This is a genomic window from Bradyrhizobium sp. USDA 3315 (assembly GCF_054056795.1).
The window spans coordinates 4,849,412-4,873,617 of sequence record NZ_JBSRYP010000001.1 but is presented as its reverse complement, the minus strand read 5'-3'; the positions used below and the strand labels follow the sequence as shown (position 1 = coordinate 4,873,617).

Sequence of the window (24,206 nt, the reverse complement as noted above, 5' to 3'; positions counted from 1 at the left end):
GCATCGGAGGGACGATGCGACCGAAGAAGCACAAGACGACGGGATCGAACGATCTGTTCCGGGCGCGACTGGACCAGATCATCAACATGAAGCACGAGCTGGTTCTGCTTGCCGGCAAGATCGACCGGGAATGGATCGACGCCGAGATCGCCCCGCTCTACAGCGAGAACGGCAGGCCGGGGATCGAGACCCGCTTCATGATCGGGCTGTTGTTGCTCAAGCACATTTACGGACTGTCCGATGAGGGGGTGTGCGAGCGCTGGGTGCACGATCCGTACTTCCAGTTCTTCACCGGCGAAGAGTTTTTCCAGCACGTTTTCCCGCACGAGCGTTCGGACCTGAGCCATTGGCGCAAGCGGCTCGGCGACAAGCTGGAGCGGTTGTTGGCCGAGAGTCTTCGGGTGGCGCACGAGGCCGGTGCGTTACGCAGCCAGGACCTCAAGCGGGTCACGGTCGACACCACAGTGCAACCGAAGGCGATCAGCTTCCCGACCGACGCTAAACTGCTGCATGCCGCGATCCGGGGGCTGAACCGCCTGGCGAGGAAGCACGGCGTCAGGCTGCGGCAATCCTGTTCTCGCGTGGCCAAAGCCGCGGCGATGATGGCGGGCCGTTACGCTCATGCCAAACAGTTCAACCGGCACCAGCGACAGCTGCGCATCCTGCACAGCCGGCTGGGCCGGATCATCCGCGACATCCGCCGCAAGATCGAGGGCCAGCCGGCACTGGAGGAGGCGTTCGCCCTCCCGCTTGGCCGGGCCACGCAGATCCGCTCGCAGCAGCAGCGCCAGCGCGGCTGGAAGCTGTATTCCTTCCATGCCCCGGAGGTGGAGTGCATCGGCAAGGGCAAAGCGGCCGCGCCTTACGAGTTCGGGGTGAAGGCCTCCATCGTCACCAACAATCGCCGCGCTCCCGGCGGCCTGTTCGTGCTGCACGCCAAGTCATTGCCCGACAACCCGTACGACGGTCACACCTTGCGGGACGTTATTGACCGCGCCGAGACACTCACCGGCTGCACGATCGAGCGGGCTTATGTCGACAAGGGCTACCGCGGCCACGACGCGCAAAATCCCCGCCGCGTCTTCATCTCCGGCCAGAAGCGCGGCATCTTCGGCGCCATCAAGCGCGAGCTGCGCCGCCGCTCCGCCATCGAACCTATCATCGGACATCTCAAAGCCGAAGGACACCTCGGCCGGTGCTACCTCAAAGGACGCGCCGGCGATGCCGCCAACGTCGTCCTCTCAGCCGTCGGCCGCAACTTCCGTCGCATCCTCGCCTGGTTCAGAGAACTTTTGTGCCTGTTGCTGGTCTCGCTATGGCGCACACTCAATTGTCCAGCTCGGCTTAATCCGCCTTCTTAACGGCCGACGAGCTAGCCTCGCCTCTCGACCAACGCGCCGAGCGACCCCTGGCGCGGCGGAGGCTCGTTGTCCGGCACCTACGTATAGATACGTAAGTGGCTTCTACTTAGGGGAAATATCCAAATTTCCCGATCCACGAGATGCGATCAATCTGCCTCCATCGATCTTCCCATTCATGGAGCGTCGCCATGCAGACCCAGAACGCCATTTCTTTCGAGAACAGCCGTCACCCGACCAGCATCCTCAGCCGGCGGGCGCGTGTTGAAGGACCCTTCGGCATGGTTGGGACGCCGATGCGGTTCGCCCGCAACAGCGAAATTTACGGCGAGGACGAGGCCGCGGAATACCTCTATCAGGTCGTTTCCGGCGCCGTCCGAACCTACAAGATTCTGGAAGACGGACGTCGCCAGATCGGCGCATTCTATCTGCCCGGGGATATTTTCGGCTTCGAGGCCGGCGAGACCCATATCTCCTCGGCCGAGGCCGTCTCCGAGACGCGGGTCATCGTGGTCAAGCGCGCCGCGCTCATGGTCCGTGCGACCCACGAAAAGGATCTGGCACGCCAACTCTGGGATGCGACGGCCCAGGAACTGCGTCGCTTCCAGGAGCATCTGATGCTGCTGATCTGCAGCGCCGAAGATCGCGTCGTCCGCTTCCTCCACGACATGGCCCACCGCGCCGTCAAGAATGCGGCGATCGAGCTTCCGATGTCGCGGCAGGATATCGCCGACTATCTCGGGCTGACGATCGAAACGGTGTCACGCACCTTTACCCAGCTCGAGCAGAACGGCGTGATCTCCCTTCCGACCTCGCGTCGGGTGGAACTGCGCAACCGCGCGGTGTCGAACCGGATCATGGCGGCGTAAGCGAAGGGCGAGCCAGGCTCCGATAATTGGCCGCAAGTGAGAGGCAAGGAATAGGATGCGGTCGAACCTGGCGATCATCTATGGGCAGGATAAACTGCCGCGCTACACCAGCTACCCCACGGCGCCGCATTTTTCCGCGGCGGTCGACGAGGCTGATTACCGGACATGGCTCAGGTCGATTCCAACTCGGCGGCCGGCCTCGATCTACGTGCATGTTCCGTTTTGCCGGTCGATGTGCCGGTACTCACCGCGTTGAGCCGTCCCAGAATGAACATGGCCATTGCGAAGGTGTTCAGTGAAATTCCAAGATCGCCCTGCTCGAGCCGATGAACCGTGGCTCGGGACGCCACCTTTTTGGCCGAGACCAGGTCGGGTCGCGTTGGCGAGTTGAGCTGGTTAGCTGTCATCTCAGAATCCTGGCGGCAAGTCGTGTGCAATGGGGCTACGGTTATACCGTGGCTTAAGAGGTCCGGGAGGGCACGCAAGTCCGCTATAAGGAACCCCATCGCGACACAACTGCGGATTGTAGGTCGGGTCCTCATTGAGCGTTTCCCTCCAACGCGCACGGAGTAGGTTGACTTCGCGCTGGAGGCGATCTCGCCGGTCGACCCGGTCGTCCTTGCCTCGACTAGCCGCTTCGGCGTGGATTAGCTTCGCGTGCGGCGTAAAGACGATGCGCTTGCCGGCTTGGCGTAACCGCAAACAATAGTCGACATCATTGAAAGCCACCGCAAAGCGCGCTTCGTCCATTCCACCTGAGTCTAGATAGTCGCTTCGTCGGGTCATGAGGCAGGCCGCAGTTACCGCGCCGCACTCGTGCGCTACTCGTAGCTGATCAAGGAAACCAGGATCACCACCCAGCCTGTCGGTAAAGGCGTGGGCTGCCGCAAAATTCATTCCCAACACGACACCGCCGTGTTGAACGACACCACCAGGCCAGGTTAACAATGCGCCGACCGCTCCGACATCTGGCTCGGCTAGCCGCGTGAGCATTTCTTCGAGCCAATCATCCGAGCTCGCCTCGATATCGTTGTTGAGGAGACATAGGACTTCGCTGTCAAGCATAGCGATAGCCTGATTGTTAAGCCTTGCGAAATTAAACGGGCCTTCAATCCGCAAAATCCGGATGCCACGTCGGGGCAGATTTGCCAGATAGTCAATCGTGCCTAGATCGGCGCTGCCATTGTCTACGACGAGGATATTGCCGCGGCTCCGCTGGACCGCGGGAGCAATGCTGTCAAGGCACACGCGCAAGAGCGACAAGCGGTCGCGCGTCGGGACAATTACGGTTACTCGCTCGCGAGGAAATGACCGTTTAATACGAACGGCTGGGAAGAGATTGCCCTGCTGCCGAGTCACTTCAGCCTCGATTCCACGAGCGAGGAGGTGCATGTGGCTTGCGGTAGCTAGGAGAGAGCTGGCAGCCGCTCGATTCAGCTTGGGCAACGTTGCCAACGCTCCCGGTAAGTGGAGGATGCGGGCCTGATGAGGGCCGGTGCGATCCAGCAGGCAATTGAAAAGACGATATAGATTGTCGGGGCGCGCCTCGAGCGCCATGAGCAGGACTTCTCGTCGGACTGCAAACAGGTGCGCGCAGTAACCCTGCTCAAGCATTCTCTCGTAGTCGAATGCTGGAAAGGCAATCGGCCAGAGACCACCATCATCGGTACGAAAATCGAGATCTCCGTACAACGCTGTAGTATCCGGATATCCATTGAAGGCAGCTCCGACGCGCGCTAAGGCGTGTCGCTCGAGCGAGACACCTGCCATAGTGACGACGACATGGTTCGCATCGGGTGCAGCATCTTCAAGAAATCCGACGATGGCGTCCCGATCAACGCAGAGCGGCTGTCCCTCGATCACACCAGCTGTCCAATGTTGATGGCTTTGCGTCGCTAATGTGGAGAGCGTTTGTTCAGCTCCGGCGGTTCCGGCAACAACTACAGCCAGTTGACCCGGACTTACGCGCGGCTCTGGCAGTGGGAAACGATCACGCCAATCCGCATAATCAGCAAGGGGGACGGAGGTAGGAACGAGCTGGTCATACAGTTTGGCACGCAGAAGCGCGGCACTATGGTCACCGGTGGTGCTGATTGTTTGTGCAAGACCATCGGGGAACGCGACAAAAACGGCCGTTGCAGGAACGTTGTCTCCGTCCTCTCTGCGCAGAGAGACTCCATGGACACGTCCGTCAGCAAACCGTTGGGGAACGTGGAAATCAAAGGCGCGGACATTGCGGTGTACTCGATCGCTAGCATCGCTGATCTGCGTCCAGGCCATAGTGCTGACCTGGACTACGACTTCCCCGTCAACGGACGCTTGAAGAACAGCAGTGGTTTCGCTGTCGATCCAGCCTTGGAAATGCAGTCCGCCCAACCAACGCAACTCGCATGTGGGGCGCCACTCGACAATAGTTGTTCGCCCGTTCTCCAGGTCGATTGGCTGCCCGATCGGCGTTTCTAGATTAGCCACGCGCGCCTCTAGAACGTTCGCGGCTCGGAGCAGATCTGGTTCAACGCTCACTGCAAAGCCGCAAGCACCATCCCCGCATTGATCCGAAAGTCCGGGGACGAAAACATCAGCATAGGCCGTTTGTAGAACCAAACCATCGAGCAGAACCTCGATAGTAAAGCGGCGCTCCGGAGTGCAAGGGTCGAACACGAAGCCCGACACCGTACAGTCGTGAGCCAACGCCAGCAGACTGACTAATTTCGAAGTGATCGACGGCTCTCTAGGTGTGTGACTAGGGGGCAACATGTTCACGCCCCTGCGATCCAGTTGACGACAGCGTCTACTAGTCCTAGCTCGTCTACATCAGCTGGAATGACAAGGTCGTCTTTGCGCGGCCTTAGCGATCCCCCTGCCCAGTCGCGATATGCGACAGGTCGCATGGCCCTTTTCACGGTCTCAATAAGCGGGTGGCCAAACACTGGTTGCTCAAAATCGGTAAGTAGCCAACCCGGATTATGTGGCGCCAGAACGTCGCCAAGCTCGTCGACTGCAATTTGCCCCGTTATGAAGACATTTGGGTACGACATCAGCCGATCGTCGCCACACGTTGCGCCGGCAATGATGACCGAAATCAACGGCTCGCGTCGGCGCAGACGATCTGCCAAACTTCGCATCAAGCAGAAGGACGAGGCAGAGGGGGTCAATGGCACGATGACGAGCGATTTGCTCGAATCGGATATCGGCGGCAGGCTGAGAAAACGAGGAGCCCATTCATCGAGGACGATCTTGCTTTTGGGCCAGTGGGCTTGAGCAAAGGCCTTTGCTACCTCATTTGGAACAAGAAGTTGCATGTCGCCCGAAACTGAGGTCGCGACTCCAAGGTTCCCTCTCACCACCCAGAAACTGACCTCAGAGGAGAGCTCTCTCATCAGTTTCATCAACACTGGCGGCAGAGTCCATTCCATGATTTCGATTCGCTTCGCCCCTAATCGCGCAAGAATTTCGGCGGCGTCCGCGATAGCTGCCTCGGTGCTGAGGCTCAAATCGAGTGCCTGCGGGATTGTTCCGTTGGCCGCTTTAAGCTGGAAGACATCGCGCTCCCACAGCAGGAGAACCACGCGCTCACCATGCTGGCTGAGATGACGCGCTCGCTCCTCGGCCATGGCAGAGCAAGTGCGATGATTCCCGACAATCAGAACGGATGGGTCTGACGACCAGGGCAAAGCGCGCTCAAGCCTCGCGCGCGCCGACCGCAAGGGATCGGCGACCTCAAAAGCACGGCATTCCGTTCGGTAGCTCGGAAATCGCTGATCCAGAAGCTCGAGATTGCGGAGCACCAAGCTACGCTTCTCCTGCTGGAACGATCGAGAGCCATGATGTCCGACATACACAGATGGTGCACAAACACTCCAGAAGCCTTTGGCTCGCGCCCGCAGACAGAGATCGACATCCTCAAGATAGCCCCGATCAAATGTTTCTGATAGCTGGCCGACGGCATCGAGACAGTCACGTGTGACATAGAGACAAAATCCGATGCCGCTCGGCACAGCAATTGCGTCGGCAGCATTGGCGATGGCCGCAACCTGATCGATCTCGAGCATTTGCTCATAACTTGGCATCGGATTGGACTCGTTCGGCCTCGGGAACGAAAAGATGTCGCCATTGTTGGAAAGGGGCGTGACCATCCCGATGTTCGGTGCTGAACGGGCTACCGCAGCCAATCTATCCGCGAAGCCTGGTGCTACAATGGTGTCGGAATTAAGCAGCACGACGTCACCGGCTGATACCTTCTTGAGAGCGCGATTGACCGCTCCTACAAAGCCTAGATTTATGGCATTTGACATGAGATCGATGTTGTTAGTGGCGGCAAGTTCGCGCAGATAACTCCGGATTTCCTTCTCTGGACTGGCATCATCGACGGCCAGAATTCGGAAGCTGTCTTTTCCAATCCCGCCCGCAGCCTTGGCCTTGGCTAAGCTTTCAAAGCAGTCGATCGTTGCGTGGAGGTCTCGATACACAGGAACGATAACGGTTGGCGCAATGGTGCTGGAGCGTCGTTTAGCTTTGGGACCGGCAACGTGTCGAAATTGTAATGGCTGCGATCGGTTGGGAGGCAGCCTTCGAGTGTGAAAGATCTCTTCGTCGCATTTCAACGTCAATGTCTGCGGGAGTCTGGATAGCGGACGCTTAAGGAGAAAGTTCTTTGCCCGGACGTCAATGCTGGCCAAGGGATGAAATATGTCGAGCTCCAATACGCTTGTTAGGAAGCTATCCTCAGTCGCAAGGGTGGCTTCGACAGTGGTCGCGTTGGTACAGGCGCCCCATCCAATCACGTGATTGTCAAACGCAGTGCACGCGGCCCATTGTCGATGCCCAGCCTGCCGGAGTTCCGCGATGGCAGCTCGAAGGATGGGCGGACTGCCATCGCGAGCAATTAGATTGAATGCCGCAGTTCGCCGCCGCTCGTCCGCGGCCCACGCAAACATCCGACGATTGGCACCAACATCGAGAGGGTCGACAATAAGCGCTTCGGCGAGATCGGCTAGCGCAGCTTGCTCGCGTCCAAGTCCCCAATTTGCTTCTGCTCGGAGAACGAAGCAGTGGGCGGCTGGCGGGATTCCGATGCGGCAGCGTCTGTCCGCGTATTTGAACGCCGCAATGAAGTCCCGAGCGGTGAGTGCCTGCGCTGCCAAGCGCTCAAGCACAATATCTGAACGAGATCCGACAAACGCAGGGGCAGCATTGCCCACGCTGCGGATCATGATGTCACCTGGCCAATTGTGGTCGCTTGCAGGCGGTCCTGAAGTCGCATTGTGCTGGTGGCTTTAGGAGGTTGAGCTCTCTTGGCGGAGCCGGCCGCGGAAGACCCGGAACCGCCGATATCCGGCGGGTCTTCGCCTCGTCGCGGAAGCTGCGATCTGTTCCGCGGCCGCCACTCGCTCGATGCCGATGCGGATACCTACTAAGGGTTGACGGTCGGTCGGCCTAGTCAGCACCACACGCTTGCCGACAGCTCGCATGATTGGTGAGTTCAAAAACGCAGCTTCTGCCACAAACTCCAGCTCCGCAGTACCATTCACTTCTAGGGCCAAGCCCGTGAGCGGCAGCGCCTGCCCGCGAGTACCGGCATAAGCACCGAGCGGCACCATTCCACCGCTACCCGTCTGGCCATCGGCGAATCGGACAGCATAGCGGATATCGACACCGATCGGCTTCTCCGGCCATTCCAAGGCGAGGCCCTCTACACGAGACGGTGCTGTGGGCCCCGCAATCCACGTATTGGGTCCAACAACGATGTCGCCGCGACTTGCCACGTGGCCAAGTACCTTTAACCGCTCGGTCGCTACAGTTGTATGCAAATCGGTGGACGCCTCTCGAGACCAGATCGGTTCGATTCGAAGCACGGCAGCCCGCGATCCTCCGGGCTTCATTTGCTGGACTTGGACGTGCAGCAAGCCCGGCGTATTGACTTTGACGAGCAAGCGGGAATTCGGCCCCCGAAGAACTGGTTCGCTGGTATCGGGGTGCAGGATGATTTCCATGCGATTTTCGTGGCCTGCGGCAGGAAACGCCGCTACCTGGGGTGGAGAGGCGGCGTCTTCCGCACTATGATAGTGCACGAAAAACAGTCCTCGGCGGAGGCCCACCGCTTTCACTTGCTCAGCATCGCTCATCATTTACCCCCGGGCAGATCCAGAACATTGCAATTCCTCTCAGCTTTCAACCGCCCGCTCTGCAAGAGCCAAGGCGGCGCCGTATCAAACCGGACCATGCTTCGCTCCGCGCGCAGAGTTCGCTGCGGGGCGTTGCCTCACGTCCACGCGGATTCCGCCGACATGCAAGGATCGGCTCTGCATAGCGGAATGGTGAGACTCCGATCTCAGGCATTTGCTTGTCATCTGGCATTACCGACCCTCGCGCCCCGAAGGCACATGCCGCTCGTCCCGTAGGCACATCCGCGAGATGCGCAACAACAACGTTCCGCGCGGCCGCTGACGTCACAAGTGTTTTTCCAGATTCCTTCCCAGCAGATCCTTAAGCGCCGCATTGTCGAGCATCGTATCCGTAAGCAGTCGCTTCAGCCGGCTATTTTCGTGCTCCAGCGTCTTCAGTCGCTGGACTTCAGAGACCTCCATTCCCCCAAACCTGGCTTTCCAATTATAGATGCTGCCATAGCTAACGCCATGCTTGCGGCACAAACTGGCGACCGACACGCCAGCCTCATGCTCCTTCAAAATTCCGATGATCTGCTCTTCCGAATAACGACGGCGCTTCATGGTCTAGTCCTCAGCCTGGATCAGAACGCACTTTCAAACCGGATTAAGCCGGCGAGACAGAGTCAGAGTCGTTCACCCCTGAAGCTGGCCTCTCTTCAGCCAAATACATCGTCGTCTTCCGCCGGATCGAGATAGAGCTGACCAGCCGCCTAGTTGCGGGCACACTGAGGCGCGGCCGGCGGGTCGGATTAGGTGATGAGCAGCACTTCCGGTAATCTTGGCCAAAGCAATGCAACAATCGTGCTACCTCCGGGCCGGACAGAACCCTACGCACCCTCCCCATGTCGCCAGCCTTCCAGCCGCGCGCGCACTACTTTCAATGGCAACGCGATCGGGAGTCAGAGATTAGCAGCGTCCACCCTTCGTCTTGTTTCCGACAGTGATTGACGCGTCCGGACCGCGATGTCTGATTTGCAGCACGCATTTTACGGTGCACTTCGCACAGCTCACTTTCTGCTGCTTTGCTTGGATTGAGCAACTGTTGGCACACCCGTTGCACGGCTCGTACAGCGCTCGCCCATTCGTTGCTCGGCTAGCTCAACCAACTTGTTCTGCTGGGCGAAGATCTAAACCTACACCGACAATATGAGGGCCCATGGCCGTAACATACTTAACCAAAACTGAGCTGGGGCAAGTCCTCCACCAAAACGGCAATCATATCGAGGCGAGCGTCAGAACAGCGCTGATTGACTCCCTTGAACGTAGTGGTGTTTTTCAGGATCATCCTGGGGATGGCACAAGAGCTTGGTTTCAGTCCGGGCCATTTCCTGGAGGCCAAGTCCCACCGACCGTCCAGATCCTCGACGTGTCGTCCTCCACGACGGTCGAGACTAATCCCGCTCTGAAAGCGATCATACTAGATGACGCCGGCGGCAGTACGCTAAATATCACCGGTGGCAATAACAGCGTGTTCGTCGCCTTGGGCCAAGGCTCCGATACTGTGAATTTATCCGATGCCGGCAACGATACCGTATACGGGGGGAACGGCGACGACGTTATCAATGCCGGTGCTGCGAACGGCAGCAACTTGCTGTTCGGCGGCGCTGGGAACGACAGCATCTATGGCGGTTCAGGCAATGACACGTTGGACGGCGGCGCCGGAAACGATTATCTGACGGCAGGAAGCGGTGCGCAGTGGCTTCTTGGCGGCGCCGGCGACGATAGTTTGTACGGAGGCACCGGGAATGACACGCTTGATGGCGGCGCTGGAAACGACAAGTTCTACATACAATCGCATACTGGAAACGACACGATCGTTGGTGGAACGGGCTACGATACCGTCATATTTGGAGATCGCTCATTCCATGATGCGACAATCGAGTTTGATGCGCGCACGTCGACCTACACGCTGGATTTTTATGATGACCAGACAATATCGGTGACGGAGGTCGAAGAACTCAGGTTCACGGATCAGGTTCTACATCTGCCTTAGTTGTTGCTTGGTTTGGTGCTCCCTTTTTGGCCGACATCCGCCACTACGGTATCGGAAGAGGCAGCGGCCTGCGCCGAGCAACTCGGCCGTAAGCTCGTGTTTTTGAGCGAGTATGCCAGAAATGGCACCAAGCTTGGTGCAGCTATCTGCGACAACGTGAACTGACATGGAAGCAGTCCGTCTATCTTCGTCGAAAGACTTCAACCGGCCGGCAATAGGTCCCGTCACCGCGGGCATCGATACATGGACGTGATCTTCAAAAGATACATGGACGTGATCTTCAAAGCGAGACTGAAAAGGTTTGTCGGCAACTCAACGCGGCAGGATGACTTACGGCGCCGAGGTCTCGCCCGATCTCATCAGCCGGGTGACCGACGCCGTCCTCGATGAGGTCCGAGAATGGCAGAGCCGGCCGCTCGACGCCGTGTACCCGACCGTCATTTTTGACGCGCTGCGGGTCAAGATACGCGACGAAGGGCTGGTCGAGAACAAGGCGGCCTACGTTGCGCTCGCCTACAACAGCGACGGCGAGAAAGACGTGCTCGGGCTCTGGATCGAGCAGACCGAGGGCGCCAAGTTCTGGCTGCGGGTCGTCAATGAGCTGAAGGCGCGCGGCGTCAACGACATCCTGATTGCCGTCGTCGACGGACTGAAGAGCTTCCCCGAGGCGATCACATCGGTCTACCCCTTCCATCGGACGCCAGCTGACGCCACACCCGCGGCTGCCGGAAATACCAGCCGAGGAATGCGGATTCGAGTCTGTGCGGACGTCGAAGGTTGGAAACTCATTAGATACAAAGTAGCCATCCACATCGTCCGACACGACGGCGAATGCGCCTTCGAACGACTTCAAGCGGCTATAGATGAATTGCCCAGACTTTATTCTGAAGAGCTGATCTGCCGCGATCTCCTGCCCGGAGACCGCCGCCCGCGCGATCATTCCGCGGCCGAAGCCGTAGATACCGGCGATCGGGTAACGCTGCTCTGGCAGAACGGTGTGCGGCTCTGGCGCGAATGACATCAATTCGCCAAGCGGCACCTTCGAGTGACCTGTCCTCATTTAGGATCGCTCCGCAAGCAACACCCGGAGCTCGTCGAGCATATTCAGTACCGCCTTCTCTTTGAGGAAAGCGCTTTCAATTATCTGATCTGGCGGGCGGTGATCTGCCCACGTCCAAAGCCCGCGGATTCTTCAGGTGTAGGTCGACGGCAGTCACGCGACCTTGCTCATCCCTCTTGATCAGATCTGGCCCGATGACTTTCCAGGCCCACGATCCTTCCTGCCGGTTTGACCACAAGGCACGGCAAGCTTGGAGCTCCTCATACTGGAGCGGGAGCGTCTTGGAGTATTTCCGTCGCCCCTCGGGCAAGGGCTGCTCCCATTACCAAATGTCACGCGTCGGGCCGGACGTATCGAAGAGAATGATGTTGGTTGGAATATCGGTGTACGGGGCGAACGTGCCTTCTGGCAGCCGAACGACCGTATGCAAATTGAACTGTTCTAACAGGTCGGCCTTGATGCGCGCCGCTATCCCATCCCCGAACAGAATGCCGTGCGGGACGACGACGGCGGCACGTCCATGCCCGCCGCGCTTCAGTCGGCGCATGATGAGCTGCAGAAACAGGAGTGCGGTCTCGGCCGTTCGGCGATCATCAGGGAAGTTTGTGAGAATGCCTGCTTCCTCTTCTCCGCCGAACGGAGGATTGGTCAGGATCACCTCGACGCGATCACGCTCGCCGATCTCTGTCAGCTTGAAGCGCAGCGCATTTCCGAACTCGATATCCGGCGCTTCCAACCCGCGCAGGAGCAGATTCATCTGCGGCAACAGCAATGGGAGCGATGAGCCCTCTCCGCCGCGCAATGTCGAGCGCTGCAGGACCTCGCGCTTCTCCACAGTATCGGCGCTGGGCCTCATGTGGTCGAAGGCAGCGGCAAGGAACCCTCCGGTGCCGCAAGCCGGATCGAGAACCGTTTCGCCCAGCTTCGGGTCGATGACCTCGACCATGAAGCGCACGACGGGCCGCGGCGTATAGAACTCTCCGTTCTGGCCCGCCGCGTCCCGCATCTCTCGCAGTAGCGTTTCGTACATCCGCCCGAGCGTCTGGATGTCCTCGGTGCCGTCGAAGTGGATGTCGCTGACGAGGTTGATCACGTCCCGCGGCACGTAGCCGCTCGTCGCGTAATTACGCAGGTCACGAAACACCGCTAAAACAACGTCACGGCGCTGTCGCCCTGCGCCATTCCCGCGAAGGCTCCGCAGATAAGCGAACAAGCCGGGGCCTTTCGTTCCGTCGGCTCGGATGGTCTGCTCCCCATTGATGAACGAAAGCAGATCCGGTCCCGTGATGCCCGCGGGATCGGAGGCCCAGTCCCGCCACCGGTATGGAGGGTCGATCAAGCTGCGATAGGTCTCGCCGGCAAGCACGGCCTCGTCTTCGTGGACCCGCTCCATGTCGTCCACGAACTTCAGCAACATCAGCCACGTCAGGGTCGGAAGGCGCGTTAGGTCGGTCTTCAGCTCGCGGTCCTTGCGCATCTTGTTGCGCGCGGACTTGATCACACTGTCGAGGCGCTGAGCCGTGATCTTCGGCGCCTTTTCCTTCTTTTCATGTGGCAGCATTCAGAGGTGCTTTCGTAAGCGGCATACAAGAGGCCGGACATTTCGTTCACGGCCGCGCGAAGCTTGTCCGGACCTCCGAAGCGTCGCGCGATTTCACTGGGATTGCCGAAGCCCGCAAGCGGCGGCACTTTCAAGATGCCGGGCAGCACGAACTGAGCCGCGCCATGGTCGGCATACTTCTGGAGCAGGGCTTCGAGCACGGCCCGTGCATCGGCACCGTACTGATCGAAGAAGTCCCGGCGGTCACGCTTGAGGCGTTCCGCACGCTCCCTTCGAGTCCTCAATGGCGCATTCCAGGCGAGTTGACAGAGCAGATCGAAGGCATCGTCGTCTGGACGGCCACCAGCAGCAGAAGAGCTTCGGCGATGCCTTCTACGAGAAGCACGCGCCCCCGAAAAGGAACGCCGGTTTGGTCATATCCAGATAGCGATCAATCTTGCGGCGCTCGATAGGATCGAGCGCTAGCGCCGCGAGCGGAATACAGCGCGTTTCGCTCCTCCCTCAACTGACCGGCAAAACCGGGTTCGGCGCAATCTCTGGCATGATCTCGGCAGGCACGCCGGCAAGCGGTTGCGGCCCCTCCTCGGCTGCTGCCGGCGCGGCTTCCGCTGGCACAGGAAGGAAAGAGCGGAAGAAGATGAGCTTCTTGCTTTCCACCCAGGCCGATAGATTTGGCGAATGGGTGGCCACGATCACCTGCAACTCACTCGCTGGTCCCTGGTGCCCAGCGCGCAGTTTGCGTGTTTTCTCCGCCTGCTCGTCAAGGAAGCTCAGCACTGCGGCCTGAAGCTGCGGGTGCAGATGCGCTTCCGGATCTCCTCCTTCGAGGAAGTGATTCAGAAGCGCGTAGATCCGGGTCGGATTGCCGGACGCCAAGGCGCGCTTCGCGTCACGCAACGGCGGCAGATACACATGCCGAACCATCTCATGGCAGCCCGGCTCCGGGCTTCCGTGCTGGTGTCCACCCCATAACATGGGCACAGGGAACCGGCCCGCGCTCTCGTCGTATTTAAGGCCAAGTATGCAGCCCGAAATTACCGCATCAGTCGCAGCCGAAATCATCCGGCCTCGCTGCGCAGGGTTCAGCTCTGTGAACGTAGCGCTCAGCTCAAACCTTCTGTTCGCACTTCCAAAGCGGATGTCCGTCGCTTCGCAATAGAGTTCACGGCGCCCGCCAAGGGGCGCCGTCAAGAGTCGTATCGCGTCGATGGCGTTGCTTTTGCCGCCGTTGTTTTCTCCGACCAGGATCGTCAGATCCTTGCAGAGCGGAATCTCTGACTGCCCGAATGAGCGAAAGTTATTGAGAACCAATTTTTTAAGATACATACCCCCTCCGGCCCCGACAAAACTACACCGAACGCCCCGAATCTTCGTGCTATTTGAACCGAGCCGTAGTCTATCGCCAACGGCAATCCACCTGAGAAATCACCGCGGCTGCCTATGTGGAGCCGACCGCACGTTCGACTGGCTGAAACCCCGTCCGCTGGTCTACCTGCGGTCAAGCTGAAGACTGCCCCGCTGGACCACCCCGCCATGAACAGCAAACCGCGCGTCCACCACTTCGTCGCAGTTCTGGATCAAGAAATTCATCAGCGCCGACGGCAAACTCGGGGGCTATGAGTGGAATGATGACCAGATCAAACAACGATCGTCGAAAGCGATGATGCAGGTCTTCGACCTGTACATGATTCAACCAGGCGGAGCAGATGATACGAGCTTGGAATCGAACGAACTCGGCATCGTTGACGCTGAAGGCGCCGGAGCTTTCGACCGTCTACTGAGTGGTGATCTTAGCGAAGCCACGAAGCTCGATCTCGCAACGTTCCTTGCTGCGCAGATCATGCGGGATCCCGGAACGCTTGCGACCTATCGGCCGCGCACCCAGGAATACGCCCTATTCCTGCTCGGCGCGGCAGACGCTCAAGACTACACCTCCTCCGCTGCGGACCTCAAAGCCCGCTTTCCCGGTGCAGATATTCGCGAGGATGCGGTTTCGGCCGACCCCTTCTGCGGGGCTAGCTGCCCCACATCGCCCCGCTGAGAGTAAGAGTGCGGTCGGATTTGCCGTGACGGGTTGAGGGCTGGGAGAGAGGCTCCCGGTGCCCGTCGCGGAGATCCGCGATGACCAAGCATCAGCGCAAGGCGGCTCACGATCGGGCGAGCCTCTACGACGACATCACCAAAGATCATCGGCGAGTTGGAGGCCGGCCGGCTGCCCTGGCTCCAGCCCTGGGGCACTGCGGCGGTGAAGGCGCCGTTGGCCATGCCGCGGAACGCCTCACCGGTCGGGCCTATTCCGTCGAGAACGATCGGGCGACGTACGTGACGCCCGTCATACATGTCGTCTTTCGACAGAGCGAATGCTTCCTCGGCCCAGTCGTCGGTTTTCGGGTTTTCCTGCTTACCGTTGCGTTTGCTGTTCCTTCGTTACGTGTCCAATGAGATCGGAGGCGATCGTCCGAGAATCCGGACCCAACCGGTCTGCGAATTCGGTGTCCCGGAAATGATGAAGATTGCCGACGCTCCCCCCCCCCCGCCGAAACCCACTTAGCGTCCAACGATCCGCATGACGAGCACGACTTTGGCAGCTTCGAGCTTGCAGGAGAGACGTTTTTCTGGAAGATCGACTGCTATGACGCGGCATGTGAAACGGGGTCGGAAGGCCCGGCCGATCCCCAAAAGACGACCCGTCTTGTCACGGTCATGCTTGCCTATGAATACTGATAGAACAAGAAGTAACCGCCGCCCGTCTAGGCACTACAGTCACCAACGAGACGATGAACGCGGCGCAGAGCAACGTAACGATGACATGATGGCTACGCTGCCACGATTTCATTCATCGCCACCCCCAACTTAAATCAGCCCGACGGGACGAGACCGATACAACGGTGTTGCCGCCGCATGGTTCATCGCCCCCGGTCTTGGTCGCTGCGGCGACGTCCATGGGCCGGCTAACATTTGCAGCCGGGCGGCATCTTGTCCGGAGCGACGGCATTCGACTTTCCGAAGGGCAGCAATGCTCGTTGAGGCGACGGCCGGAGGGCGTGGGGCAGATCGACGAGCTCCTGGTCGTGGTGTCGGGCACCCCGTTCATTTGAGCAGACCGCCTATCCGATCTCGCTCAAGAGGCCTTCATAATACTGGCGAAGATTCGCCGAACGCCGCATCGCCATCCTGCGCCCTGTCCGCGTACAGAAATTCTCGCCCAGGCCGAGAAGCTTGGTCCGGAAATGGTCCAGGGCATAGGAGATGTCATCGAGCTCCCTGCGGGTGCCCGCTGGGTCGTCGATGTCGTAGAGCGCCGTCTTCCGCAGGCCGGCAACGTAGAAGCACCGCGCCATACCGATACAGCCGATTGCATCCAGCCGGTCCGCGTCCTGAAGGATTTTCGCTTCGAGGCTGATGGGAGGAATAGCGGCGCAAAAGCTGTGCGCCTCTATCGCATGACGAACGCGGTCCTTGCGATCATCCGACCAACCGAGCGCGGCAAGAAGTTCGCTGGCTTTGTCCGCGGCGAGCCGCGACGCCTTGCTTCGTTCGGCCGACGCCTTGTCGACCCATACGCTATCGTGAAGAATGGTGGCGGCGACAAGTATTTCCGTGTCCCCGCCCTCGCCATCTGCGATTTTGACGACGTTACGCCACACACGCAGCAGATGCGCCTCATCATGCGCTCCATCGCGGACGTCGAATGCGTGAGGAAGCAAGGCCACAGCCAGTTCGGGATGAAGGAAGTGCTCGTGCAACATTGCGAATCTCGTCCGATGGTCCGTCGTCTCCTTAGCAGGTACCATCGCGTCGCAGATAGCCGGCATTCGGAGCAAGCCGGACGGTAGGCCGAGGGCAGCTTCAATGAACGCGATCGGCCTCGGTCGGGCTAACCGCTCGGCCCTGCTTGGCGGTGCTTTTTGCGGCCGGTGAATCCATCTCATGTGCGCGATTTACCTATGGCCGTCGGGTTCGAACTTGCTCGGTGACGATTGAAAGCGCTACGGGGACGCCGTCGCTTCACGGAGTAGGCCGCGCAGCTTCGGCGGCGTCAACGGCAAGAAGTCCGCCTTGACTCGGAATGGCTTCAACGCGTCCTCGATCGCGCTGGCGATGGCATATTCGGTAAAGGGTGACGGCGTTACAACGTGGCCAACACGGATATTCGGCGGCACGTCGTGGACACTGGGCAGAATGTAGTCGGCGAAGTTTGCGTTCAGCAGTTGGCCATCGTCGGCGTACTTATACTCTTCATAGATCGCTGAACCGATCCCCTGCGCCGTACCACCGCGAACATGGCCCGCGAGTGTAATCGGATTCACGATCGTTCCGCAGTCATGCACCGCGACATAGTCGAGAAACTTGACCTTGCCGGCCTCAACGTCAACCTCGACGACCGGCATGTGACACATATGGCCCATGATGGGATAGAAGATGCCTAGATCCCTGCGATCCTCCGATGGCATGGTGGTCAGCGGATGGTCGTAGGTGCAGGAAGCATCAAGTCCCGTGTCGAACTCTGGCGTATCAGGAAACGAGAGACGGAAGAAATGCGCCATCATTGCAAGATCGGCAATGGACTTTTCAACGCCTTGCCGCCCTTTGACCCTAATCTTTCCGTCGAACAATTCCATGTCGGAAGGGTCGGCGTCCAGCAGGTGAGCAGCGAGGAGAAACAGCTTCTTCCCGATCACTTGAGAGGCAGAGACGATGGCCCCGGCCACCATCACTGTGAAGCGACTTCCCCCCGGTCCGGTGCCCGCTATGCCACTATCGGTATCAGCGTACGTGACCGAGATATTTGCAGGATCCATGGTCAGATGCTCGGCCAAGAGCATGGTCGCCATGGTTTCCGGACTGTTGCCCCAGAAGGGAGCCTGAAGGGTAATCACGGCATTGCCGGTCGGATTGATCTTGACCTTCACACCCTCGGGCGATGAAGTCAGCGCAAAACCGGCCTCGTGGTTCAGCATCCAGAATTCAGTTGCCGAGAAAACCGACCGCTCCTGGCAGGTAGCAAGTCCGATTCCGATGTAGCGCCCCTCCTTGCTCGCGGTGGCGCCATCACGGTTTTTGGGCAGGTCGGCGAACTCCGGAACCAGACCCTTAGGGCGATAGACGAGGTCCGCTGCGGCAAGCAGAAACAGGGAATGTTCTTTCGGGTTCTGAAACCTTTTCTTTCAACGTACAAGTTAGGGTCCCCCGATCGCCCGTACACACCCACAGGTTGGTTTTGTTCCATGGCCTCTCCTCAAAATCTGCTGCCAGTTTACCAAACCTTCGATCTGCCGCTGAAATCTGTCCTCAACGAGGTACACGAAAATCGATGGGTTCTGCCGGCCATCCAGCGGGAGTTCGTCTGGAACGACGACCAGATTTGCCGCCTCTTTGATTCGATGATGCGCGGATATCCGTTCGGCACTTTTCTTTTCTGGCAGATCGAGCCCGGCAAAGCTTCCAAGTACAAGTTTTACGAGTTTATGCGGCGCTATCACGAGCGCGATACTCGCACGTGCAAAGAATTACCCACGCTTGGCGATCGTCAGGTACTCGCTGTACTTGATGGCCAGCAACGGCTGACAGCGCTCAACATCGGGCTCAGCGGTTCACGAGCGATGAAGCTTCCCAACAAGCGCCGCTCGAACGACCAAGCCTACCCGGAAACCTTCCTTTATTTGGATCTTCTCGGAGAGGTCGACGATCCAGAAGACGGCCTCCTTTACAATTTCCGCTTTCTCACGCGCGACCGCGCCAAGGAAATAACGGACCTCCCTCAGAACCGGCTGTGGTTTCGCGTCGGGGCCGTACTCAATTTGAGTGAAGGTTTCGGCATTCTCGAGCAAGTCAACAAGCACGAGCTGTCGAAGGAACAACAGAACCGTGCTTATCAACGCCTCGATCTCCTTCATCGGCTGGTCCACAAGACGCCACTCATTTCTTCCTACACGGAGCGGGATCAGGACCTTAACAGGGTGCTGGATATCTTCATCCGGATGAACTCTGGTGGCACCGTACTGTCTCATTCCGATTTGCTTTTCTCCATTGCGGTTGCGAATTGGCAGGAAATCGACGCGCGTTATGAGGTGAATGAGCTGGTCAACTCGCTCAACGGGATTGGCGGCGGGTTCACATTTTCGAAAGATTTTGTTCTGAAAGCGGGCCTGATGTTGGCAGAAATAAAATCGGTCGGCTTCAAGGTCGAAAATTTCGATCGCGAGAATATGGCTACTCTGGAAGCGGCGTGGCCCACTGTGAGCCAGGCGCTCCAGATAACGGCGCAGCTCGTGGCGGACTTTGGCTATACCAGCCACACCCTTCGTGCCGACAGCGCGCTGTTGCCAATCGCGTATTATTTGTACCGCCGCAAGGCGCAGAATGACTTCCTCACGCACGGACGCCACGCGGAGGACCGCGCTGCAATCCGGCGATGGCTGGCTCGATCCTATCTCAAGGCTTCTGGCATTTGGGGCTCTGGCCTTGATACGCTTTTAACATCGCTGCGAGAGGTCATTGCCCAGCGTGGCCAAAACGCTTTCCCCCAAGTTGAAATAGAGGAGGAGATGACCCGGCGCGGCAAGACTCTCTCATTTGCTGCTGATGAACTCGACGCACTCGTCGATTTGCAGTACGAAGAGCCACGTACCTTTGCCTTGTTGAACCTGATCTTTGATACGGTCGACACTGACCTGCCACTGAACTTTCATCCAGCGGCAGTTAGAGTCTCGGTGGTTTGTACGCCAAGTGGCGCGGGTGGAGCAACGGACGATCGGCGGAGCTGGTCGGGGTTGCGCAGCCGAGCGTCCGTTGCGGTGAGAGAGGCGGCGTAGGCCGCGGGCGTGAGGTATTGCAGCGAGGAATGGGGGCGTTCGCCATTGTAGTCGGCGACCCATGCCGCGAGTTTGGCCCTGGCATCGTCGAGACCGAAGAACAGCGTCTCATTCAGGAGCTCGTCGCGCATCCGGCCGTTAAAGCTCTCGACGAAGCCGTTCTGCATCGGTTTGCCCGGTGCGATGAAGTGCCAGTCGATGCCGGTTTCCTGGTTTCCTTGCACCAGGCCAGCATGGCGTTGCAGGTGAGTTCGGTGCCGTTGTCGGAGACGATCAGGCCGGGTTTGCCGCGCCGCGCGACAACCGTCGTCAGTTCCCGCGCCACACGCCGGCCCGAGATCGATGTGTCAGGAATGGCGCCCAGACATTCCTTGGTGACATCGTCGACGATGTTGAGGATGCGGAAGCGACGCCCGTTGGCGAATTGGTCGTGGACGAGGTCCAGCGACCAGCGCGCATTCGGCTTCGCTTCCACCAGGATCGGCACCCGGCACCCCGTGGCCTTGCGGCGAGCCCGCCGCTTGCGGACCGTCAGTCCTTCTTCCCGATAGATCCGGTGAATGCGGTTGAGCCCTGATGGCTCGCCCTCCTGTCGCAGCAGGACGAACAGCCGACGGTAGGCGAACCGTCGGCGCTCGTGGGCGAGGTCGCGCAGCCGGGCACGAAGCTCCGTATCCGCAGCGCGGCGAGATCGGTAGCGGATCATCCTCCGATCCGCGTCGACGATCATGCAGGCCCGTCGCTCCGACAGGGCCCATCACGGCCTTCAGGTGCGCCACAGCGGCGCGCTTGGCGGCGGGCCCTACCATTTTTTTGACAGAAGCTCGCGAAGGGCGGCCGCGTCGAGCATCTGCTCGGCCAAAAGCTTCTTCAGCTTCGCGTTCTCATCCTCGAGCGACTTCAGCCACTTGGCTTCGGAAGCTTCCATGCCGCCGAATTTGGCCTTCCAATTGTAGATCGTCGCTTCGGAGACTCCGTGTTTGCGAGCCAGGTCAGCTGTCGTCGCCCCAGCCCCATGCTCCTTCAACACTGCGATAATCTGCTCTTCCGTGAACCTTGCTCGCTTCATCTGTCCGTCCTTGCTCGGGCCGGACTCTAACTCCATCTGGAGGAACTACTCAGGGGCAGGTCAACACGACCAAGACCCTGCATGTCGACCATATCTTTCCCAATTCGTTGTTCAAGCGCCGGAAACTGCTCGCAGCTGGCATCGCTGAAAACGGAGTGGATGAGGTAATCGAACTCGCGAATACGCTTCCGAAGCTTCAACTAATGGAGGGCGCGATCAATCAGGAAAAGCTCACCACTATGCCGCTCGAATGGTTGAACTCGAGAGAGAGAGCAATCCATCCCGCCGGGAAAAGTACATCTTCCTACACATATTGGATGGGCTTCCAGACTCATTGTCGGAGTTTGAAGCTTTTTGCGACGCTCGACGCAAAGAGCTGAAGCACAGAATAGTTGCCTTGCTGGGTGCAAACCCGGCTGCAACCGCCGCAGATTAGGACAGCCGAAATGACAGCAACGGTTGCACAGCAGCCCCCAAATGGACCCGGTCCCGACCGCATCGTGCTGCTCGGGACGCGAGGCGGCCCGAACATCACCGGTTACTCGCCCAGCCCGCCGGCAAATCTGCTCGTTTATAAGGGGGTTCCGTACGTAGTCGACGCCGGTTACGGCGTCACCTTCAAGCTGGTCGATGCAGGACTGCGCTTGCCCCTGCTACGGTACATTTTCATCACGCACAACCTTCCGATCATAATCTCGAACTTGGCCCGCTGCTATACAATGCTTGGGCGGCCGGATTGCGAACGCCAGTCGACGTTTATTCGCCAGCGGGCCTTTACGCCATGCTCCCCGCTTACTGGGAGTCGAATCGTTTCGATATAGAGACGCGGATCGCCGATGAAGGCAGACCCGATCCACGCAAGCTTGTTGCCCCTCACGAACTTAGTGAGGGTTTGGTAATGTCTCGTGACGACGTTCGCGTGCTGGGCAGCGCGCGACAGGCGCTCTGCTGGCTCCACGAGTACAATCTCGATCTGCCGGTGAAGCAGACCAACGGCGACACGGCCTGGCGGCGACCAAACTACTCTGCCATCCACCGGGTCATTGAGAACCCGGTCTACGGCGGCGCCTATGCCTATGGTAAGACGGCTGTGGCGGCGGGATACAGCACCGCGGGCGTGAGCGTGAAGATCCGCCGCAAGGCGCGGAACGAATGGCTGACGCTGAAGCCCAACACTCACGAAGGGTATGTGAGCTGGAGAAGTTCGAGGCGATTCACACCATGGTCAGCAGCAATGTTCTCACCAGTCGGCATCACGGCGCGCCCAAGCATGGTGACGCGCTGCTGGCCGGTCTGATCCGCTGCAAGCGCTGCGGTCGCAAGCTCACACTCCGGTACTCCGGCATGGAAAACCATATCCCGCGCTACAGCTGCAGCCGCGCCTGGATGGACAATGGCGGGGCCCACTGCATCGCCTTCGGCGGACTGCGCGTCGATGATGCCATCGAGGAAGCACTGCTTGGAGTCGTCGGTCCGGGCGCTGTCGCCGCCGCAACCGCTGCCGCCAAGGGAGCCAGGGAACGGCGCGATCAGGTACGCGATGCTGTCAGTCGCGACCTCGAAGCGGCGCGCTATGCCGCCGACAGGGCTTTCCGGCAGTACGATGCCGCTGATCCCGCGAACCGGCTGGTGGCCAGTGAGCTGGAAGCCCGCTGGGCGCTCGCTCACGCGGCCGAGATCGAGGGCAAGATCGCCATGCATGATGTGGCGACGCCCGCACCCATTGCTGATCCAGCTTCGTTCGGCATTCTAGCCTCGAACCTCAAAACGGTCTGGGATGCGCCGACGACGGATGCTCGTCTTAAGAAGCGCATTGTGCGCACCCTCATTCATGAGGTCGTGGCCGACATCGACGACGTGGCCTCGGAGATCGTTCTCATCGTCAATTGGGTGGGTGGCGCCCACAGCGAGTTGCGCTTGCCGAGCCCCGGCGCGGACAGCGCAACAGCACCTCTGCCGACATCATCCAGGCCGTGCGTCAACTGGTGCTGATCGCCAGCGACGATCTGATTGCCGGCCTCCTCAATCGCAACGGCCTCAAGACCGGCAATGGCAATCGCTGGACCCGCGAGCGCATCACATCAATGCGCTCGAACTACCACATCCCGGTGTTCAAGCCCGCGGAGGACGGGATCGAGCCATGGCTCAACCTTGGCAATGCCGCAAAGCGCTTGAAGATCGCACCCAAGACGCTCCGGCTCGCCGTTGACGTCGACGAGATCGAATCCATCCATCCTCTGCCGGTGGTCCTTGGATCTTCGCCCGCACCTCGCTGACAACAACTGCTGCTCAATCTATCGCCGAACGAGCGCGACAGAACCCAAAATACCCCACGGGATCGCATCCCGCTCAACAAAATCTCTTCTCTTCAATCACATAGCCAGATGGGTGTTCTGATGCGCAGTTGTAATCGGCCTGCCAACATCCAAGTGCGACGCGGGCTTGTGCCAGTGACGTGAACAACGTCTCGTTCAACAGCTCATCCGTTCTGCATGGGCTTGCCCGGCGCGACGTAGTGCCATTCGACACGGCTCTGGTCGGCCCATACAGGATTGCGTTGCTGGTGAGTTCGCTGCCGTTGTCGCTGACCACCATTCTGGGCTTTGCCGCGCTCGATCATCAGCCGGTCCAGTTCGCGCGCCACACGGACGCCGGCGAGCGAGGTATCGGCCACCAGCGCCAGGCACTCACGGGTACAATCATCGACGACGGTCAGGATGCGGAAGCGGCGTCCGTCGGTAAGCTAATCCGACACAAAGTCGAGCGACCAACGGTCATTCGTAAGCGTAGCTGAACTGCCCTTCGTTTTGACCGGACACTGGCGTTAGCCGGAGGAGCTAGAAAAGCGGCGCGATGATTGACATAAGTGTCCCGAATACGACCGATCTCGGCGGCGTATTCCGAGAGCGCCACATCTTCTCCGTCGAACCAGCGATCTGCCGCCTCGCCAGCGGCAAGGCCGAGATACAGCGCATTGAACAGACCTTGCGCCGCGATCGGATCGAACGCAAGCGCGGCGTCGCCGGCGGTCAGCCCGTTTCCGCCGGCGGCGGTTTCGAGCCAGGCTCCCTGCGCCGCGCAACAGCCGCGTTCGCCTTGATCCCAGCCGGCATCATGCAATAGGCCTCCGAGCATCGGCAATCGTCGCGCCCTTGCAAGCAGGCGCGGGAGCGTTCGACCGTCACGGGCAGCCGGCGAATCGGCGTCGGTATGGAATGGCGCGCCTGCTCGGGTAGCGGCGCAGCGTACCACCAGCCGTCAGCTTGGGCTTCGACCTGCACGCAGCCGGCCGGCAGCGCGACGTTTCGAGCACG

The 24,206-nt window shown here is 59.5% G+C and carries 18 protein-coding genes and 6 pseudogenes; 11 read left to right on the top strand and 13 right to left on the bottom strand.

Going from position 1 to position 24,206, the window contains the following annotated elements:
- Window positions 1-14 precede the first annotated feature (14 nt).
- Together ACVIYL_RS22465 and ACVIYL_RS22460 are read left to right on the top strand one after the other, a co-directional pair.
- Window positions 15-1,361: an IS5 family transposase gene (locus ACVIYL_RS22465; protein ID WP_456779801.1), complete on the top strand. Its 1,347-nt coding sequence runs from the start codon at window positions 15-17 to the stop codon at window positions 1,359-1,361.
- Between the two features lie 188 nt (window positions 1,362-1,549).
- Window positions 1,550-2,227: a helix-turn-helix domain-containing protein gene (locus ACVIYL_RS22460; RefSeq protein ID WP_456779800.1), complete on the top strand. Its 678-nt coding sequence runs from the start codon at window positions 1,550-1,552 to the stop codon at window positions 2,225-2,227.
- A 170-nt stretch (window positions 2,228-2,397) separates the two neighbouring features.
- Here ACVIYL_RS22460 and ACVIYL_RS22455 read toward each other — a convergent pair whose 3' ends face one another.
- The 5 genes and pseudogenes from ACVIYL_RS22455 to ACVIYL_RS22435 all read right to left on the bottom strand — a co-directional run.
- Window positions 2,398-2,634 (bottom strand): hypothetical protein, encoded by a 237-nt coding sequence (locus tag ACVIYL_RS22455; protein WP_456779799.1) that lies wholly within the window; start codon window positions 2,632-2,634, stop codon window positions 2,398-2,400.
- Between the two features lies 1 nt (window position 2,635).
- Window positions 2,636-4,900, bottom strand: coding sequence for a glycosyltransferase family 2 protein (locus ACVIYL_RS22450; RefSeq protein WP_456779798.1), 2,265 nt, complete (start codon window positions 4,898-4,900; stop codon window positions 2,636-2,638).
- An 86-nt stretch (window positions 4,901-4,986) separates the two neighbouring features.
- On the bottom strand, window positions 4,987-7,440 hold the full coding sequence (locus ACVIYL_RS22445; RefSeq protein WP_456779797.1) for a glycosyltransferase family 2 protein: 2,454 nt from the start codon (window positions 7,438-7,440) through the stop codon (window positions 4,987-4,989).
- A gap of 63 nt (window positions 7,441-7,503) precedes the next feature.
- A complete protein-coding gene (locus ACVIYL_RS22440) occupies window positions 7,504-8,352 on the bottom strand; it encodes a hypothetical protein (protein WP_456779796.1) in 849 nt (282 codons plus the stop codon).
- A 339-nt stretch (window positions 8,353-8,691) separates the two neighbouring features.
- Window positions 8,692-8,955 (bottom strand): annotated as a pseudogene (locus ACVIYL_RS22435) (transposase); the annotation flags it as partial.
- Window positions 8,956-9,550: 595 nt separating this feature from the next.
- Between ACVIYL_RS22435 and ACVIYL_RS22430 the strand changes: the two are divergent.
- The gene (locus ACVIYL_RS22430) at window positions 9,551-10,387 is read left to right on the top strand and encodes a calcium-binding protein (protein ID WP_456779795.1); all 837 of its coding nucleotides are present in this window, start codon (window positions 9,551-9,553) and stop codon (window positions 10,385-10,387) included.
- A gap of 331 nt (window positions 10,388-10,718) precedes the next feature.
- Window positions 10,719-11,075, top strand: a pseudogene (locus ACVIYL_RS22425) (IS256 family transposase); the annotation flags it as partial.
- 694 nt (window positions 11,076-11,769) lie between these two features.
- Here the strand turns inward: ACVIYL_RS22425 and ACVIYL_RS22420 are convergent.
- The 3 genes and pseudogenes from ACVIYL_RS22420 to ACVIYL_RS22410 form a co-directional block, all read right to left on the bottom strand.
- Entirely contained in the window at window positions 11,770-13,008 is a 1,239-nt protein-coding gene (locus ACVIYL_RS22420; RefSeq protein WP_456779794.1) for an N-6 DNA methylase, read from the bottom strand.
- A gap of 17 nt (window positions 13,009-13,025) precedes the next feature.
- Window positions 13,026-13,352: pseudogene (locus tag ACVIYL_RS22415) on the bottom strand (type I restriction-modification enzyme R subunit C-terminal domain-containing protein); the annotation flags it as partial.
- Window positions 13,353-13,509: 157 nt separating this feature from the next.
- Window positions 13,510-14,334 (bottom strand): ATP-dependent nuclease, encoded by an 825-nt coding sequence (locus ACVIYL_RS22410; RefSeq protein WP_456779793.1) that lies wholly within the window; start codon window positions 14,332-14,334, stop codon window positions 13,510-13,512.
- A gap of 337 nt (window positions 14,335-14,671) precedes the next feature.
- Here ACVIYL_RS22410 and ACVIYL_RS22405 point away from each other — a divergent pair, with 337 nt between their 5' ends.
- The 3 genes from ACVIYL_RS22405 (at window position 14,672) to ACVIYL_RS22395 (ending at window position 15,732) form a co-directional block, all read left to right on the top strand.
- Entirely contained in the window at window positions 14,672-15,049 is a 378-nt protein-coding gene (locus ACVIYL_RS22405; RefSeq protein WP_456779792.1) for a hypothetical protein, read from the top strand.
- 80 nt (window positions 15,050-15,129) lie between these two features.
- Window positions 15,130-15,450 carry a hypothetical protein gene (locus tag ACVIYL_RS22400; RefSeq protein ID WP_456779791.1) on the top strand — a complete coding sequence of 107 codons (321 nt, stop codon included), beginning with the start codon at window positions 15,130-15,132 and terminating at the stop codon, window positions 15,448-15,450.
- 39 nt (window positions 15,451-15,489) lie between these two features.
- On the top strand, window positions 15,490-15,732 hold the full coding sequence (locus tag ACVIYL_RS22395; RefSeq protein ID WP_456781868.1) for a DUF3768 domain-containing protein: 243 nt from the start codon (window positions 15,490-15,492) through the stop codon (window positions 15,730-15,732).
- Between the two features lie 383 nt (window positions 15,733-16,115).
- Here the strand turns inward: ACVIYL_RS22395 and ACVIYL_RS22390 are convergent, their stop codons facing one another.
- On the bottom strand, window positions 16,116-16,757 hold the full coding sequence (locus tag ACVIYL_RS22390; RefSeq protein WP_456779790.1) for an HD domain-containing protein: 642 nt from the start codon (window positions 16,755-16,757) through the stop codon (window positions 16,116-16,118).
- 240 nt (window positions 16,758-16,997) lie between these two features.
- Complete coding sequence (locus ACVIYL_RS22385) at window positions 16,998-18,077, bottom strand: xanthine dehydrogenase family protein molybdopterin-binding subunit (RefSeq protein ID WP_456781867.1); 1,080 nt, start codon at window positions 18,075-18,077, stop codon at window positions 16,998-17,000.
- Window positions 18,078-18,146: 69 nt separating this feature from the next.
- Here ACVIYL_RS22385 and ACVIYL_RS22380 point away from each other — a divergent pair.
- Window positions 18,147-19,025 (top strand): annotated as a pseudogene (locus ACVIYL_RS22380) (DUF262 domain-containing protein); the annotation flags it as partial.
- Between the two features lie 671 nt (window positions 19,026-19,696).
- On the opposite strand, the pseudogene ACVIYL_RS22375 reads toward ACVIYL_RS22380, so the two are convergent.
- A pseudogene (locus ACVIYL_RS22375) lies at window positions 19,697-20,892 on the bottom strand (IS3 family transposase).
- A 736-nt stretch (window positions 20,893-21,628) separates the two neighbouring features.
- Between ACVIYL_RS22375 and ACVIYL_RS22370 the strand changes: the two are divergent.
- The 3 genes from ACVIYL_RS22370 to ACVIYL_RS22360 are packed head-to-tail and all read left to right on the top strand — an operon-like array spanning window position 21,629 to window position 23,168.
- Window positions 21,629-22,189 (top strand): recombinase family protein, encoded by a 561-nt coding sequence (locus ACVIYL_RS22370; RefSeq protein WP_456779789.1) that lies wholly within the window; start codon window positions 21,629-21,631, stop codon window positions 22,187-22,189.
- Window positions 22,114-22,884 (top strand): zinc ribbon domain-containing protein, encoded by a 771-nt coding sequence (locus ACVIYL_RS22365; protein ID WP_456779788.1) that lies wholly within the window; start codon window positions 22,114-22,116, stop codon window positions 22,882-22,884. The genes ACVIYL_RS22370 and ACVIYL_RS22365 overlap by 76 nt, the downstream gene beginning before the upstream one ends.
- Complete coding sequence (locus ACVIYL_RS22360; RefSeq protein ID WP_456779787.1) at window positions 22,866-23,168, top strand: hypothetical protein; 303 nt, start codon at window positions 22,866-22,868, stop codon at window positions 23,166-23,168. Before ACVIYL_RS22365 ends, ACVIYL_RS22360 begins: the two co-directional genes overlap by 19 nt.
- 112 nt (window positions 23,169-23,280) lie before the next feature.
- On the opposite strand, the pseudogene ACVIYL_RS22355 reads toward ACVIYL_RS22360, so the two are convergent.
- Both ACVIYL_RS22355 and ACVIYL_RS22350 read right to left on the bottom strand, forming a co-directional pair.
- Window positions 23,281-23,671: pseudogene (locus tag ACVIYL_RS22355) on the bottom strand (DDE-type integrase/transposase/recombinase); the annotation flags it as partial.
- Window positions 23,605-24,012, bottom strand: a complete 408-nt coding sequence (locus ACVIYL_RS22350; protein WP_456781981.1) for an NAD(P)/FAD-dependent oxidoreductase — start codon at window positions 24,010-24,012, stop codon at window positions 23,605-23,607. The pseudogene ACVIYL_RS22355 and the gene ACVIYL_RS22350, both read right to left, overlap by 67 nt.
- Window positions 24,013-24,206 lie beyond the last annotated feature (194 nt).